The organism is Bacillus sp. FSL K6-0138, from assembly GCF_037982765.1.
Classification (GTDB): domain Bacteria; phylum Bacillota; class Bacilli; order Bacillales; family Bacillaceae; genus Bacillus; species Bacillus glycinifermentans.
Window position 1 is genome coordinate 3,008,511 of the sequence record NZ_CP150286.1, and the last position, 16,347, is coordinate 3,024,857.

Genomic DNA, 16,347 nt, shown 5'->3' on the forward strand with positions numbered 1-16,347 from the left:
CAAAATATCGGCTTTTCCTATACTTTATCATAAGTCATGGGATATTTCCTAATTCGCATGCCTTCTGCCGGAAAAAACAGTAAAAAAGAAAGTGCCGCGGAGAGAACAAAGCGGCACTTTCTAGCACTTATTATTCAGCTGGAACCGGCTTTTTCAAGATGCCGAGCAAGACAGCTGTGACAACTGCTCCGATCAGGACGCTCACCAAATAGAGAAGCGGATGGTTTGTTGTCAGGAAGACGAACACTCCTCCGTGCGGAGCAGGAAGCGTGACTCGGAAAAATTGAGACAATCCGCCTCCGATTGCTGATCCGATTACACAAGCAGGGATAACCCGTGCCGGATCGGCTGCCGCAAACGGAATCGCACCTTCTGTGATAAATGACGCACCCATGAAATAGCAAGTAATACCAGCTTCACGGTCGCGTTTTGAAAATTTGTTTTTAAAGATCGTTGTTGCCAGCGCGATGCCAAGCGGAGGAACCATACCGCCCGCCATAATAGCAGCGTGAGGTCCGAAGTTTCCGGCGTCAATCATCGCAATCCCGAACGTAAAGGCCGCTTTGTTGATCGGACCTCCCATATCGATCGCCATCATACCGCCCAAAATGATTCCCATTAAAACAAGGTTTCCTGTTCCAAGGCCTTCAAGCCAGTGCGTCAATCCGTCCATTATCATCTTGACCGGCGTATTGACGACATAATGCATGATAATTCCTGTAAAGAAGATACCGAATAACGGGTAGATTAAAACAGGCTTCAATCCGTCAAGCACTTGCGGAAGACCTGCAAATACTTTTTTCAAGAGAACGACGATGTAACCGGCAAGGAAACCGGCAATTAATCCGCCCAAGAATCCTGCATCAGCCTGTGTTGCCATAAAACCGCCGACCATACCAGGCGCAAAACCAGGGCGGTCTGCAATGCTCATCGCAATAAATCCGGCCAATACTGCAACGATTAATTTCAAGGCGTTTCCGCCGCCGATCGCATTTAACGCAGCCGCAAATTCATTATAAGAAGGGTCTCCAGGCTTCGCTGAGTTAATGCCCCAGAAGAACGAAATAGCAACTAAAATCCCGCCGCCTACGACAAACGGAAGCATGTTGCTGACACCGCTCATCAAATGCTTGTAGAAGGCATTTCCTGCGCCGGATTTTCCTTTTGCTTCACCTTCATCATTTTGGGAAGCGCCGCCGCCTTGATAAATAGGCGCATCTTGTTTGAGCGCCTGCTCAATCAGTTCTTTCGGACGTCTGATCCCCGCTGTCACCGGCACTTCGATGACGTGTTTGCCGTTGAAGCGTTCCATCTCAACCTGTTTATCGGCAGCAACGATGATCGCGACTGCGTCTTCAATTTCCTGTGCTGTCAATTTATTTTTCACACCGCTGGAACCGTTTGTTTCAACTTTGATGTCAACGCCCATTTCTTTTGCTTTTTCTTTCAAAGCGTCAGCGGCCATGAACGTGTGCGCGATTCCCGTCGGACACGCCGTAACCGCGAGGATTTTTCCTTTTGCAGAAGGAGCTTGAGCCTCTTCAGCCTGCTCTTCTTCTTCATCATCTTTATCATGCATGTTGATGATGTCAATGATTTCGTCTTCAGTTGCTGCTTCAAGAAGCTGCTTGCGGATTTCTTCCCGCATGAGCAATGTTGACAGCCTTGACAGCGCTTCGAGGTGCGTGTTATTCGCCCCTTCAGTTGCTGCGATCATGAATACCAAATGGCTTGGCTGTCCGTCCAAAGATTCGTAATCAACGCCTTCTTTTGAACGTCCGAAAGCGATCGCCGGCTCTTTTACGCTGGCCGTTTTCGCATGGGGGATGGCAATGCCTTCGCCGATCCCTGTGGAGCTTTGTTTTTCACGGTTGATGACCGCTTCTTTGTAGCCTTCTTTATCATTTAACTTTCCGGCTTGATCCAAAACCGTTACCATTTCTTCAATAACGTTTTCTTTCTTGCTGCTCTCAAGGCTTAGTTTGATCGTATGCTTCGTGAGTAGCTCTGTGATTTTCATAACCTTTCCTCCTTTAGATGGCTTGGACCTGAACTTCAGGAAGCAGCTTGTGTACCAGCTCTTCCGTTCCGAGTTCTTCTGAGAAAGCCGTAGCGCTCCCTGAAGCGACCCCTAACCGAAAAGCCTCTTCGATGCCCAGCCGCTTTTCGATGCCGGCAAGAAAACCGGCAACCACTGAATCTCCCGCGCCGACAGAGTTTACGAGTTTTCCTTTAGGAACGGTTGCGTGATATACCCGATCTTTCGTAAACAGCAGAGCTCCTTCTCCAGCCATGGAAACGATGGCGTTTTCCGCTCCTTGTTCGATCAGTTTTTTTCCGTAAGGAACCGCTTCCTCAGCTGTGTGAATCGTCGTCTGGAACATTTCTCCGAGCTCATGGTGATTCGGCTTCATTAAAAGCGGATTCATTTCCGGGGCCTTTAAAAGCGCTTCTCCAGAGATGTCAACAACAACCCTGACGTTTTTCTCCTTGCATTTTGCAGCAATCTTTTCATACGTGTCTTGAGGAAGTGAAGCGGGAATGCTGCCTGCCAATACGACGATATCCCCTTCCTGCATATCTGAAAACTGATCTAAAAACGCCGCAAAATCTTCGTCGGTGATCGACGGGCCCTGTCCATTGATTTCCGTTTCGTCGCCCGTCTTCAGCTTTACATTGATCCGGGTATCGCCATTTACCTCATGAAAGGCTGTCTCAAGCTTTTCTTCTTCCAAAAATGACTTGATATATCCCCCGGTAAAACCGCCGACAAAACCGAGAACCTTTGATGGCACATGGTGTCTGTTTAATACCCTTGAGACGTTGATGCCTTTGCCCCCCGGATATTTCGAATCATAAGCTGAACGATTTAATCCGCCCAAGGAAAAGTTTTCAACGTGAACAATGTAGTCGACTGATGGGTTGAGAGTTACAGTGTAAATCATGTTTTCACTACCTTTACGACAGTTTTTTCTTGATAGTTATCGAATGAATGCTTTGCAGATCCTGCTGTAATGATCGTTGCTTCGTCTAAACTTGCAAAGGCAGAAAAAGACATTTCCCCAAACTTGGAAGCATCGGCTAAAATGAAGGCTTTTTTCGCCTGTTTGACAGCTTTTGCTTTCAGGAGTGCTTCCTCGGGATCGGGCGTTGTATATCCCGCCTCCTTATGAATGCCGTTAACGCCGATAAAGCTCTTGTCAAACCGGTACTGGCCGATAGCCGAAAGAGCGGAGCCGCCCACGATCGCACCGGTTTTATGCTTTACCTGTCCGCCTAATAAGTAGAATGTAATGCCTTTTTGGATTAATGCCTCGATATGCATGACTCCGTTTGTGACGACGATTATATCCTTCTCTTGATCTATAAAGTCGATCATTTGCAAGGTGGTCGTCCCGGCATCTAAATAAATGCAATCGCCTTCTTCAAGAAGAGAGGCCGCTTCCTTGGCGATGTTTTTCTTTTCATGAAGGTTTTTGGATGATTTCTCAAGCATATCAGGCTCCGTCCGAATGTCGGACAGCCTTGATGCCCCTCCATGAACGCGCTTTAAATATCCGCGGGCTTCTAGCGTCGACAAATCTCTTCTGATCGTTGACTCAGATGCTTTTGTCAAGTTCATTAAATACTGGATTTTCACGACATCATGCTTTTTGATCTCGTCGATGATCAGCTGATGCCGTTCGGGAGTCAACACATTACCACCCCTTTTTGAAAACGCCTTCATTTCACTTACAATTCTATTGTAAACGCTTTTTCGACATAACTCAACAAAAATCTTTCAAATTCATTCAATAACCATCAAAATCCTTCACATTTTAACATCTTAACGCGATATATACCATTTGTAAACTGTATAAGCGATAAAAATCCGCAAAAATATGTGACATTATTATGATCTATTCATTCTTCATTCATTCGGGATAAACAAAATAAAACCTCATGCACAAGGCATGAGGCTGACAAAAGGCGGGTCCGTTAATTAGGTAAATTTGCTATTAAAAGAAGGAGCATCCCGTATAAATAAGCCAAAAGAAGCTTAAGGATAAATAAAGCGGCTACTCCGATCCATGCTCCCCGCTTTGAAGATCCGCCCGCTTTTTGCAGGCCGATCGCCGTTAGGGCAAATGACCAGATCGTAAAGATGTCACAGACGTTTAAAACGGTCGCAAGCGGTTCTTCGGCAGGGATCAATCCGTCCAGCGACGTTACCGAAAAGACGACGCCGGAACCCGTCATATAATAAATGACGCTGATGATAATATCCCTAATGGCAGGGATGAAATTCACAAAAACGCATAACGAAAGCATCGTGATAAAATTTGTTTTTCCTCCGCCGATTTTCGCAAGCAGCCATAGAACTAAAGCACCAATCACAAAGAAAATAACCGATTGGAAAATATTACGGACGATGATTGCAGTGCTTCTTACAGTGTTTAAATCCTCTTGACCGAATATGGCACTTTTGGAGATGACGAGATAGGCGGCCAAGGCTGATAATACAGCTGTGATGATCATCGGCAGCCAGATGGCGGGCCGTTCTCTCATTCTTTCAAATTGCTTGGCGGGACTTGTGATGAGGCCGATTAAAAACGGCTTTTTTTCTTTTGCTGTTTCTATCGTTGCTTCCACTTTCTAATTCCTCCTGAAAATTCCTTTTTATGAAATAAAGACAATACCCAGTCTAACATTTATCAGACTAAGTTTTATTAAAATCAGCTTAATTTTGTTTTAAATTCCAATAAAAAAAGACCGATCGTCAAACGGTCTCTTTTCATTATTCATAACGCAAAGCCTCGATCGGATCTAATCTGGCCGCTTTGTTTGCCGGAAGCATTCCAAAAACGACGCCGATTACCATACTGAATAAGACCCCGCCGAGAACAACCTGCCAAGAAACGAGGGACGGCCACCCTGCCAAAAGAGAAACCAGTGAAGCTCCTCCGTATCCGAGCCCGATTCCGATCAGCCCCCCAATCAGGGTCAAAACAACCGATTCAATCAAAAACTGGGTGAGGATTTGTCCTCGCGTTGCTCCAAGTGATTTTCTGATCCCGATTTCCCTAGTGCGTTCAGTCACGGATACAAGCATGATATTCATGACACCGATCCCTCCGACCAATAGAGAGATGCCGGCAATTGAACCAATGATAGTCGTCATAATTGTTGTGACTTGGCCGATGCCTTTTGCGATTTCTTCCATGTTCATGACTTGATAAGAATCTTCAGTTCCATGATGGTCATTCATCAGCTGCACGGCTTCTTCACCGACCGCCTTGATATCATCAGCGGACTGCACCTGAAGGGACACATTGCTGTAGTCGCTCGTGCCAAATGATGTTTTCATCATCGTAAACGGCAAATACATTTCGCTCTGTTCAAACGAAAGCAGCCCGGTTTCTTTTTTCAGGATACCGATCACTTCAACGGGCTGTCCGTTTACCCATATGACCTGACCAAGCGGTGATTTTTTGTCAAACAGTTCCTCTGCCAATTTTTCAGAAATGATCCCCGCTCGTTTTCCTGATAGAAAATCATTTTCGGTAAACCCTCTGCCTTCTTTTATGTCCAATGAATTGACATCCATATACCCGCTGTTAATACCGATTATTGATGAATCGGTTTCCTCTTCGCGATAGCGGGCAGACATACTTTCTGTTTTTGAAGCGACAACCTGCTTAACTCCTTCAATTTCCTTTAAACCGTTAATATCGGCTTCTGTAAAGCTTGCTTGATAAGCGGCAGGATTGCTGGCAAGCTCTTCTTCGCTCGGTGAATAATATAATTCCACTGTATTGCCGGGACCGCTGATAGACTGTTTGAGCATCTGTTCCCCGCCTTGTCCGACGGCTACCACGACAATAACCGAACCGACGCCGATTATGATTCCGAGCATCGTTAAGATTGACCGCATTTTATGAGCCAACACAGAGCTTAGAGCCATCTGCACATTTTCCAAAAGGCTCATTCCCCCACTCTCCTTTGTCCTTCAGGAGAGACGATTTCGCCGTCGCGCACCAAAATCATACGGTTCGTATAATTTGCTATTTCCGGTTCGTGTGTAACCAATACGATCGTCGTACCTTCGGAATTTAATTCAGAAAATTGCTCCATAATCGAAATGCTCGTTTTCGTATCTAAGGCTCCGGTTGGTTCATCTGCCAAAACCAGCTTTGGTTCATTCACAATGGCGCGGGCAATTGCCACCCGCTGTTTTTGCCCACCCGATAGTTCATTCGGCATGTGAAGCATTCTGTCTTTTAGCCCAACCTTTTCTAAAGCCCTTTCGGCCCGTTCCTGCCTCTCTTTTTTGCCGATCCCTGCATAAATCATCGGAAGCTCTACATTCTTTTTAGCGTTAAGCCTTGGCAAAAGCTGAAACTGCTGAAACACAAAGCCGATCGATCGATTTCTGACCGCCGCCAGCTCCTTATCTTTATAAGAAGAAATATCTTCTCCGTCCAGCTTATACGTACCCGACGTTGGGCGATCAAGACAGCCAATGATGTTCATGAGCGTTGATTTTCCTGATCCGGACGGCCCCATGATCGAAAGATACTCTCCCTGTTCAATGGCGACATCAATGGAATGAAGGACATCAAATGTCTCTTTCCCGATATGATAACTTTTTGTCACATTGGAAAGCTGAATCATCAGACTCTCACATCCGTTCCGTCAGTCAAATCGTCTGAAGGATTTAAAATGACTTGATCATCCGGTGAAATGCCATCCTTTATTTCGATGAGGTTATCCACCGTTTCACCGATCTTTACGTCGACACGTGTTGCCTTGCCGTCTTTTACCGTATAGACATAGTACTGATCGTCTTCTTTTTTGACAGCTTTTGCAGGCAGCGTATTCGCTTTACGCTTATCTGTTTCAATATTCATGATCAATTTAAATCCGGGCTTTCCTTGAGGGAGCCGACCGGCGATTTTAACTTTGAGCGGATACTGTACGGCTTTCTCCGTTTCAGAAGCCCCCGCAGCCGCTGTTTCGTTTTGCCTTTCGGGCACAAGACCGACAGCTGCAACCCTTCCTCTCCATTCATGATCCTGAATGACGTCTGATGTCAACGCTACTTTCTGGCCTTTTTTCACCTTTAGCGTATCGTATTCAGACAATGCACCTTCAACGATGAGACGATCAGTATTGCCAATATGTATAACCGGCTCCTGAATCTCGGATTTTTTAGATGCCGCTTCCCTTTCGACGGAAATGACAGTTCCTTCAATTTCGCTGCGGACTTCAAGGTCACTCAATTGGCGCTCAATTGATTTCTTCTCCAGATTATACTGCCGCAACTCGAGTTCCGCCGTTTTTTCTTCCATTTCTAGCTCAGATCGCTGAGAATCAAATTGTTCGCCGGCCTCTTTTTCTTTTTTGTTTAATGCTTTTTTCTTTTCGTTGATTTGCTTGAGTTTGAGCTGACTAGATTCTATCGCCAATTCATTTTTTTCTTTTTCCAGCTTCAGCTGTTCATTCGTATAGGTTAAGAGGACCGTTCCTTTTTTGACCTTGTCCCCTTCTTTTACTTTTATCTGATCGAGATCTCCCTTATCCGCCTCATAAAAAACAGATTGTTCATTTTCAAACTTTAACTTACCGGGAACCATAACGGTTGCCGCTATCTCCTTTTCCTCCAGCTTACCGGTTTTGAATTCGGCACCGGCGCTGCCGCCGGTTTGAGCAGCTGACCGGTACAAATTAATTCCGATAAATAGAGCGACAATCACGACTATACCGCTTCCGATCAATATTTTCTTCATCTTCTATGCACCCGCCGACATTGCATCAAAAAATCCGGATGCGACTGAGAATAACAAAAGAATTCCAAACAAGACAGCTACGCTGATCCACGCTGATTTTTTGGAGATTCCCCCTACTTTTTCAAGGCCGACAGCCAGCAAAACATACCCCCAAAGCGAGAATACTTCAAAGAGATTTAAAATACTTGCAAGAGGCTGCTCAGCCGGAATGATGCTCGCAAGCGATGTTACATTGTACAGTGAAGTTGAGTCGGTAAAATATAAGAATAGTCCGTTGATCAGTAAGCCGATGCAGGAAATAAACATAATGAAAAGGTTCAAAGACAGCATGTTCCGGTAAGTTGTGGTACCGCCGGATATTTTGACGCAGAGCCAATAAATAAGCGGAGCAATAAAAACGGTTGCGATTTGTATAAATATTGTGCCGAATATGGCTCCGCCCACCGCAAGTGGTCTGACAATTTCAAGTTCCTCACCCGTTAATCCGGACTCTTTAAAAATCGCGTCATAATTAGTGCCCACAGCCGTATACACTGCACCAACTACGGTTAAAACGAGTACGAGAAGCAGCGGCCCCCATATTGCCGGTTTTGTTTTGATTCTTTCAAATTGTTCGCCGGGGCTCGTAAAAATTCCAAATATCGAGGGACTTTTAACCGGATTTTTTTCCAAATTCGCTTCCATTTCGCAATACCTCCAATAGTTTTTTCTGAATATGAGTACGAATCATCCAGCCAAAAGTTTCATTTTTTCCGTTAATACGAAACTGTCATACTTGCAGCAAATGATATTGTGCTTTGACAAGCTCGTAGTAAATTCCCTTTTTTTCCATCAATTCGGAATGGCTGCCTTCCTCCATTTTTTTGCCATGATCAAGCACGATGATTTTATCGGCGTCTCTTATCGTGGAAAGCCTATGGGCGATCATAACCGCAGTCCTCCCTTTTAGCAGGGTTTTCAACGCCGCCTGAATTTTCACTTCCGTCTCTGTATCAATGCTCGCCGTCGCCTCATCAAGAATGAGAATGCGCGGATCTGCCAAAAGCGCTCTCGCAAATGAAATTAACTGCCTTTCGCCCGCCGACAGCATATTGCCGCGTTCTTCCACCTCTGTGGCATACCCGTCCGGAAGCTCCGCAATGAACGCGTCGGCGCTGACGGCTTTTGCCGCTTTGATGACTTCTTCATCCGTTGCGTTTGGGCGGCCGAACCGGATATTTTCCATGATCGTTCCTGAGAAAATAAATGTATCCTGAAGAACGACGCTGATTTGCGAACGTAGATCAGACAGCGATATATCGGCTATCGGAATTCCGTCCACCTTCACCGTTCCCCCCGTGGCGTCGTAAAACCGGCTGATTAAGCTGGCAATCGTCGTCTTGCCTGAACCCGTGTGCCCGACAAGCGCCAGCGACGTTCCGGCCGGAATGTCGAATGATACGCTGTGAAGCGCTTTTCGTTTCCCGCCGTATGAAAATTCGACCCTTTCAAACGATATGGCGCCTTTTAATTCCTTGATTTGGGCCGCATCTTCCTTATCAGCTACAATCGGCTTTTCATCAAGAAACTCAAAAATCCGTTCGGATGAAGCCATCCCCATCAAAAGCTGGTTGTACACCTGCCCCAGCCTTGATATCGGCTCCCAGAACATTCCGAGGTAAAAGGCAAAAGACACAAAGACGCCGATCGTAATCGTTTCATTTATGATGAGACTTGAACCGTACCAAATTAAAATCGCCGTTCCGACGGCATTCGTCATTTCCACGAGCGGGCGGAATGTCGCATTTTTTTTCGTCGCTTCCCGCCAGGACTCAAGGTTTTCGCCGTTTACGCCGTCAAAATACATCATGTTTTCTTTTTCTTGTGTAAAAGCCTGTGTAACACGGATTCCTTGAATGCTTTCATTTAAATGGGAGTTCAGCTTTGATTGCTTTAGGCGGACTTTTTGCCATGAACGCCTGATTTTTCTGCGCAGATTAGTAGAGATAAAAAACATGACCGGCAGCGTAATCATGATTGCAATCGTCAGCTCGGGACTGAGCGAAAACAAAATGACGATAATGCCAAGAAGAAGCAAGATATCCATCAGCAAATTGATGACCCCGCTCGTAAACAGCTCCTGAAGGGAATTGATATCATTCATGATCCGGACCAGAATGGAGCCTGCCGAACGTTCATCGAAAAAGCGGTGTGAAAGGCGCTGAACATGTGTAAACAAATGCTGCCTGAGATCGTAAATGACATGCTGCCCGAGCATGTTCATCCAGCGGATTCTCAGGACGTTCGCTCCGTAGTTGATCAAGTACATCAGGCTGATGACGCATATTAAGATCAATAAGAGGTTCATGTCCTTGCCTGTGATCGCTTTGTCAAGCGCATAGACGCCGATCAAGCTCGGCACCGTCAGCCTGACAGCGGCAGCGATCATCACCGTCAGAAAAGACAAGGGAAGCAGGTTTTTGCGGTATGGCGCTAAGTATTTGAGCAAACGCCACATTTGCGACCAGTTAAAAGGCTTTTCAATGATCTGATCTGAGGAATAATAAAACCGGTTCAAAAGCGTTTGTTTTTTCGCATGATTTTCCAAGGGCAAAACCTCCTATCGCGCAACATGCGGTTCATTCAGAATATTTTGGTCTTTATACTGCAAATCGAAAATCCGTTTGTACAAACCGTTTTTTCTTAATAGTTCTTCATGCGTTCCCCTTTCTTTGACAACGCCTTTATCAAGGACGAGTATTTCATCAGCATGCTTCAAGGATGAAATCCGATGGGCGATAATAAACGTCGTCCGGTCGCGCATTACATCCCGGAGCGCAAGCTGAATCCGGTGCTCCGTCTCCATATCGACGGCGCTTGTCGAGTCATCAAGAATCAGAATGCTCGGATCGAGACAGATCGCTCTCGCTATCGCAATCCGCTGTTTCTGCCCTCCCGACAGCCCGAGCCCCCTTTCGCCAAGCATTGTGTCATACCGATCCGGAAGCTCCATGATAAAATCATGGGCCTGGGCCCTTTTCGCGCTTTCGATGATGTCATCCATCGATGCATCCGGTCTGCCGTAAGAAATGTTCGCCCGTATGGTCGACGAAAATAAAAACGATTCCTGGGGCACAATCCCGATGTTGGAGCGGAGCATCTTTAATGAGTAATGGGAAAGGGGTTTTCCGTCGATTGTGACCGTTCCCGATGTCGGCTCGTAAAAACGGCTTAAGAGCTGTACGATGCTGCTCTTACCCGAGCCGGTACCCCCGATTAATCCAATCGTCGTTCCGCGCGGAGCCTGAAAAGACACCTCATGCAAAGCGTCGGCGTTTCCTTCCGAATATTGGAGGGTCACGCCGCTGAACACGACATCACCATTCAGCCGGCCGGTTTCCTTCGGGTGAGCGCGGTCGGTTATATCCTCATCGGCGTCAAGAATCTCTAACAAACGCTCTCCCGATGCTTTCGCCTGTGAAAACAAGTTGATCACATAGCCGAGGTTCATAATCGGCCACATCATGTAATTGACAAGGCTGAAAAAAGCGACGAGCTCCCCCGGCTGCAGGCTGTTTTGAATGACAAGCCAGCCGCCGAATGAGAGAAGCGCTACGAGACAAATATTTCCGATAAACTCCATCAAAGGGAAGAATTTCGACATGATCAATGAAGCATTCAAGCTTTTGGTTCGAAAGTGTTCATTCGAATCGGTAAATTTGTGAATCTCAAAATCTTCTTTTGATAATGATTTGACGGTATTCATGCCGCTGATATTTTCCTGAACTTTCGTATTTAATCTGGCAAAGGATTTTCTGATATTTCGAAATGCGGGGTGTACTTTTTTGTCGAACCGATAGACTGCTGCTCCCAAAAACGGCAAAGAGGCGATGGTGACAAGCGAAAGCGGGACAGAATAGGAAAACATGACGGATAAGCTGAGCGTCACGAGCAGCACAAATCTGACGGCTTCTGAAAAACCGAACGATAAAAAGAATCTGATACCTTCGACATCTGCTGTGAGACGGGACATCAAATCACCCGTTTTTGCGCTGTCATAATACGAAAACGGCAGCCTCTGAAGCTTTGCATACAGCTCTTTTCGCAAACGGTATACTGATTGAATGCCGAACATATCTCCGAGATATTGGTGAAAAAACGTCGCAACGCCCTTTACCGCCATCACGACAATAAAGCCAAGGCTGATCCAAATCACTAAGCCATAGCGGCCGCCCAGGATCACTTCATCAATCGTCATCTGAAGCATGATCGGATAGACGACGGTGATCGCCGTCAGCAAAAGCATCGAAAACAGCGACCATACAAACAATTTTTTATAAGGCCAATAAAAGGCTTTTAGTTTTTTTAGCGACTCCATTCGCATCAGCTCCTTTCCAATTCATGTAAACAGAAACACATCATCTAATATATCGGTTTCCGAAATGAATTTCCACCGATTTTATAAAATTCAGACTAATTATGTAAACATTTTACCCCTTATGCTGGAAATCCCCTCAGTATCTAAAAATATATTTTTCCAAGTTTTTATAAAATGAGAAAGGAAATTTTTTGATGAATGGAGGAAAATGATGTAAAATAGTAGAAAATATTATCGAATAATAAATGACGGAGTTGATTGCAATGTCGAAACGAGAGGCTTTAAAAAATCGGCTTCTCCTCTTAGGTGAATTGGAACAAAAAATCTGGAAAGACTTCAGAAAAGAACGAGAAGGAATCTATGCAAGGCTCGGTGAGCTTGACAGGGAAATCCATCGACATAGACGTTCCAATAAAGAGTATTATGCAGCACATTGCGTGGAAATTATTAAGCAGCAGAAAGGAAAAATCGTGACGACAAAAGAGCTTAAAATGAAGCTGAAAGAACGGACCAATTTTAACGTTCACCGCATTAGTGAGCTTTATGAGCTGATTCAAAAATTAGAACCGAACATTTCGAAAGAACGGCGCGGCTGTTTTCTTTACCTTGGGAATTCGTCCGATAAAAACGGCAACCGGTTATAGCTTATGCATAACCGGTTGCCGCGCCAGTTTCTTCACCCGCCGCTTACCGGCGGAATAAAAGCGACTGTGTCACCCGACATTACGTCGCTCTCTCCCCTCTTGTACTCTTCATTGACGGCGATCATCGCCCGTTCGATTCCCTGAAGCTGGTATGTTTCTTTTAAATATGCCTTGATGCGGTCTGTTGTCGTTTTCTCTTCATCCATCATGATGCTCTGCGTCCCGGCTTGTTCCGCAAGGCCGGCAAACAGGAGAATTTTAATCATGTTTTAACACCTCTTTCTTTGCCGAAGCCGCCGCTTCGATGTCTGGTTTGCCATCCGGATAAGCTGTCGTTTCAAGCTGATCGCCGATCCAGGATTCCCCGTTTTCCCAATGCTCTTTTTTCCAAATCGGAACGATCTGCTTGATCCGTTCAATCGCATATTCGTTTGCTTTATATGCCGCTTTACGGTGAGGAGAAGAGACGGCGATGACGACCGCGGCTTCGGATATGTCCAGCCTGCCGATCCTGTGGGTAATCGCCGCAGTCGCTCCCGGCCATTTTCCGCTGATTTCTTCCCCTATTTGAGAAAGCATTTTAACCGCCATCGGGACGTATGCTTCATATTCAAGATAAAGTGTTTTTTTTCCATTTGTCCATTCCCTCACAGTGCCGATAAACGTCGTAATCGCACCCGCTTCCCTTTTTTCGACTTTTTTTACGACATCTTCGATCACGATCGGCTTTGCTGTTATGATAAATCGTTCAGACAAACGCCTTCCTCCTTTAAATGGTGTAATATGAATGATATGGCAGCCGGGTCTTCGATATGGAAGGATTGTACGTCCGGCCTTGGTGCAGGCGGTTCGCCGCGCTGATAAATAACAGCGCGGACCCCTTCCAATTGTTCGATCAATTGATGGTCCCCTTCATGTCTGGCCATCACGATCTTTGGATAAGGCGCTCCTTTAAAACCTTCGATTAAGAGGCAGTCAATTGACAGCAGACGGTAGACGGAAATCAGCTTGTCAAGCGTCCAGCTTCCGCGTGCTGTCAGCTGAAAAACACCTGCCCCTTCAACTCCGGAAACCGCTGCTCCCGCACGCAAATAACGGTCGCTGTCCTTTCCTTCCGAAAAGGAGTCGGGCTCTCCCCCATGTCCGTGATGCTTCAGGCATGCGGCCTTTACGCCGAGCCGCTCCAGCCTTTCCGTGAGCTGTTCGATAAAGGTCGTCTTGCCGCTGTTTTGGTAGCCTACGATCTGGAGGATTGGAACATTTCCGGCCACAGCTGCTCACTTCCGTTCTCATCCCGATATAAAAGAACATGTACACGCCTTCCGGCTTCATAGCCCCTCGTACCTCCCGGCAGGACGACGAGGGCATTTGCATCCGCCAGCGAGGTGACCGCACTCGATTTATCCAAGCCGACAGGCTCTGCCTGGAGCATTCCGTCTTTGACCGAAACAAAAGAACGCACAAAGCGGGTAAACGGATTCGGCTTCGGAAAATCCCTGGTTAAAACGGCTTCAGCGCATAAAGCATACGGCTTTTGATCGAGAAGCCAGGTTCTGACGGAAGGCTTTACAAACAGTTCAAATCCGACAAAGCAAGCAGACGGATTTCCTGAAAGCCCGAATAACAGCTTTCCGTCCAAATGAGCAACAGTCGTCACGCTTCCCGGACGCATCGCGATTTTATTAAATAACACTTCTGCGCCGAGCTTCTCATAAATGGCGGGCAAAAAGTCAAAATCCCCGACGGAAACTCCTCCGGTTGTAATGAGAAAGTCAACTTTTTCAAGCGCTTTTTTTACGGCGTCAAAGCTCTCCTCGAAGTCATCCGAAATTTTCCCTAAATATAGGGGAATGCCTCCCGCTTCTTTGACTTGTGCCATTACCATGCTTGCATTGCTGTTGCGGATTTTCCCGGGAACGAGGGGATCGCTGACATTCAGCAGCTCTGTCCCGGTGGCGATAATACCGATGACCGGCTTTTTCACGACCGGTACCGATGCATAGCCGAAAGTCGCAAGCAGAGCGATCACTCCGGATGTTATTCTTGTTCCTTTCACTAAGAGGACCGAGCCTTTTTCAGCGTCTTCACCTTTTTTTGAAATATTGTCTCCAGGCTGAAAAGAACGCTTCAGCTCCATATACTGTTTTTCGCCCTCGCTGCAGGTTTTCGCAAGCTCCAGCATGACTACCGCATCAGCGCCTTCAGGTATTTGTGCTCCTGTCATGATCCTGACCGCTTGAAAGGGCCCGAGTGTTTTTTCGGAAACAGCACCCGCACCGATGTGATCAATAACTTCGAATCGCACAGGTTGTTCCCGGGAGGCGCCGGCCGTATCGGACGCCCTGACTGCGAAGCCGTCATATGGTGAACGGTCAAATGCCGGTACATCGTGATCAGCCGTTACATCCTCCGCCAAATATCTGTTCAGACTTTCTTCAAGATGAACCCATTCTATTTCTCCGTGTTTATGGTGCTGCGACACGAGCGCTGTGGCTTCATAAACTGGAATGGGCGTTCTTTTTTCGATCATTCAAAAAACCTCCTGTTGTTACATTCCGATCAGTCTGGCTAATACTGAATTGGCTTCCTTGATATCGTTCGTTCCGTGAACAAGCGCCCTCCCGTCATTAAAAATGACGATTCTGAACGCTTCATATGCGACATGAAGCAGATACTCATTTATGTCAACTTTCCCGATCGCGGCGAGCTTTTCGGCGAGCTCCTCTTTCGGGAGGCGTTTTAGCGCTTCGCTGCGGATCTGGACCGTTTCCCTTCCGCACAGCACGTCCGCTTTCTTTAGGCTTCTATCCGAAAGGTGGGGATAAACCGGCGCATGACCGCATGACGGGCATTCGCCATTCCTGCTGATCCGCATCTCAAAATGGGTGTTCATCCATAAATCAAAGGTCACAAAAGCGGTTTGAAGCGCTTCTTCCCTACCGGTCAAGACCTTTAATATTTCAGCCTGCTGATAAGCCGAGACCATTTGTACGGCAGGCGAAATGATTCCCGATGTATCGCATGTAGCCCCGCCGACCGGAATTTCTTCAAACAGACAGGCGAGACAGGGCGTACGCCCGGGAACGATTGTCATGTACATCCCCTGGCTGCTGACGCAAGCGCCGTATACCCAGGGAGTGCCCGTCTGTTGTGCGAGGTCATTGATGATCATGCGCGTCTCAAAATTGTCCGTCGCATCAATGACGGCATCTGCCTCTTCAATGAGAGGCTTCAGCGTTTCGGCGTTGCCTTCTGCAACATATGTATGCAAGTTGACATCTCGATTAATTTGCGCCAGGCGGTTTTTGGCAGCGATCGCCTTCGGCAAGCGGTTTTCCGCGTCTTTTTCCGTATAGAGCTGCTGCCTTTGCAGATTGCTCCATTCCACGTAATCGCGGTCAATGATGGACAAATCACCGACGCCTGCGCGCACCAGCCCTTCTGCGGCAGACGTGCCGAGCGCTCCGGCGCCGACTATCAAAACATGACTTTTATTGATTCTGTCCTGCCCTGCCTGTCCGATGTTTTGATATCTGATTTGTCTTGAATACCGTTCATCCATCAGGGGAATCTCCTT

Annotated in this window: 16 protein-coding genes; 1 reads left to right on the forward strand and 15 read right to left on the reverse strand. The window is 46.6% G+C overall.

The genetic code is table 11. From position 1 onward, the window contains the following. Positions 1-130 precede the first annotated feature (130 nt). From MHB78_RS15965 to MHB78_RS16010, 10 genes are all read right to left on the reverse strand, one after another. Positions 131-2,020, reverse strand: coding sequence for a PTS fructose transporter subunit IIABC (locus MHB78_RS15965; protein WP_046132246.1), 1,890 nt, complete (start codon positions 2,018-2,020; stop codon positions 131-133). 13 nt (positions 2,021-2,033) lie between these two features. Further along, the gene (gene pfkB / locus MHB78_RS15970) at positions 2,034-2,945 is read right to left on the reverse strand and encodes a 1-phosphofructokinase (RefSeq protein WP_046132247.1); all 912 of its coding nucleotides are present in this window, start codon (positions 2,943-2,945) and stop codon (positions 2,034-2,036) included. After that, the gene (locus tag MHB78_RS15975; RefSeq protein ID WP_046132248.1) at positions 2,942-3,697 is read right to left on the reverse strand and encodes a DeoR/GlpR family DNA-binding transcription regulator; all 756 of its coding nucleotides are present in this window, start codon (positions 3,695-3,697) and stop codon (positions 2,942-2,944) included. The genes pfkB and MHB78_RS15975 overlap by 4 nt, the downstream gene beginning before the upstream one ends. A gap of 281 nt (positions 3,698-3,978) precedes the next feature. Continuing rightward, entirely contained in the window at positions 3,979-4,632 is a 654-nt protein-coding gene (locus MHB78_RS15980; RefSeq protein ID WP_046132249.1) for a Yip1 family protein, read from the reverse strand. Positions 4,633-4,777: 145 nt separating this feature from the next. Then, positions 4,778-5,968 carry an ABC transporter permease gene (locus MHB78_RS15985; RefSeq protein ID WP_046132250.1) on the reverse strand — a complete coding sequence of 397 codons (1,191 nt, stop codon included), beginning with the start codon at positions 5,966-5,968 and terminating at the stop codon, positions 4,778-4,780. Beyond that, positions 5,965-6,654, reverse strand: a complete 690-nt coding sequence (locus MHB78_RS15990) for an ABC transporter ATP-binding protein (RefSeq protein WP_046132251.1) — start codon at positions 6,652-6,654, stop codon at positions 5,965-5,967. Before MHB78_RS15990 ends, MHB78_RS15985 begins: the two co-directional genes overlap by 4 nt. Further along, positions 6,654-7,769 (reverse strand): efflux RND transporter periplasmic adaptor subunit, encoded by a 1,116-nt coding sequence (locus MHB78_RS15995; protein ID WP_046132252.1) that lies wholly within the window; start codon positions 7,767-7,769, stop codon positions 6,654-6,656. Before MHB78_RS15995 ends, MHB78_RS15990 begins: the two co-directional genes overlap by 1 nt. A 3-nt stretch (positions 7,770-7,772) precedes the next feature. Continuing rightward, positions 7,773-8,453: a Yip1 family protein gene (locus MHB78_RS16000; protein WP_046132253.1), complete on the reverse strand. Its 681-nt coding sequence runs from the start codon at positions 8,451-8,453 to the stop codon at positions 7,773-7,775. 85 nt (positions 8,454-8,538) lie between these two features. Continuing rightward, positions 8,539-10,356 carry an ABC transporter ATP-binding protein gene (locus MHB78_RS16005; RefSeq protein WP_046132254.1) on the reverse strand — a complete coding sequence of 606 codons (1,818 nt, stop codon included), beginning with the start codon at positions 10,354-10,356 and terminating at the stop codon, positions 8,539-8,541. Positions 10,357-10,368: 12 nt separating this feature from the next. Further along, positions 10,369-12,126, reverse strand: coding sequence for an ABC transporter ATP-binding protein (locus tag MHB78_RS16010; RefSeq protein ID WP_046132255.1), 1,758 nt, complete (start codon positions 12,124-12,126; stop codon positions 10,369-10,371). 263 nt (positions 12,127-12,389) lie between these two features. Here MHB78_RS16010 and MHB78_RS16015 point away from each other — a divergent pair, with 263 nt between their 5' ends. Next, on the forward strand, positions 12,390-12,770 hold the full coding sequence (locus MHB78_RS16015) for a hypothetical protein (RefSeq protein ID WP_046132256.1): 381 nt from the start codon (positions 12,390-12,392) through the stop codon (positions 12,768-12,770). Positions 12,771-12,802: 32 nt separating this feature from the next. Here the strand turns inward: MHB78_RS16015 and moaD are convergent, their stop codons facing one another. From moaD to MHB78_RS16040, 5 genes are read right to left on the reverse strand one after another with little or no spacing between them, the layout of a single operon-like run. Beyond that, positions 12,803-13,036, reverse strand: coding sequence for a molybdopterin converting factor subunit 1 (gene moaD, locus MHB78_RS16020; RefSeq protein WP_046132257.1), 234 nt, complete (start codon positions 13,034-13,036; stop codon positions 12,803-12,805). Then, positions 13,029-13,526 (reverse strand): molybdenum cofactor biosynthesis protein MoaE, encoded by a 498-nt coding sequence (locus MHB78_RS16025; protein WP_046132258.1) that lies wholly within the window; start codon positions 13,524-13,526, stop codon positions 13,029-13,031. The genes moaD and MHB78_RS16025 overlap by 8 nt, the downstream gene beginning before the upstream one ends. Beyond that, the gene (gene mobB / locus MHB78_RS16030) at positions 13,505-14,041 is read right to left on the reverse strand and encodes a molybdopterin-guanine dinucleotide biosynthesis protein B (RefSeq protein WP_046132259.1); all 537 of its coding nucleotides are present in this window, start codon (positions 14,039-14,041) and stop codon (positions 13,505-13,507) included. Before mobB ends, MHB78_RS16025 begins: the two co-directional genes overlap by 22 nt. Further along, positions 14,008-15,300: a gephyrin-like molybdotransferase Glp gene (glp, locus tag MHB78_RS16035; protein WP_046132260.1), complete on the reverse strand. Its 1,293-nt coding sequence runs from the start codon at positions 15,298-15,300 to the stop codon at positions 14,008-14,010. The genes mobB and glp overlap by 34 nt, the downstream gene beginning before the upstream one ends. Positions 15,301-15,318: 18 nt before the next feature. Continuing rightward, the gene (locus tag MHB78_RS16040; protein WP_046132261.1) at positions 15,319-16,332 is read right to left on the reverse strand and encodes a MoeB/ThiF family adenylyltransferase; all 1,014 of its coding nucleotides are present in this window, start codon (positions 16,330-16,332) and stop codon (positions 15,319-15,321) included. Positions 16,333-16,347 lie beyond the last annotated feature (15 nt).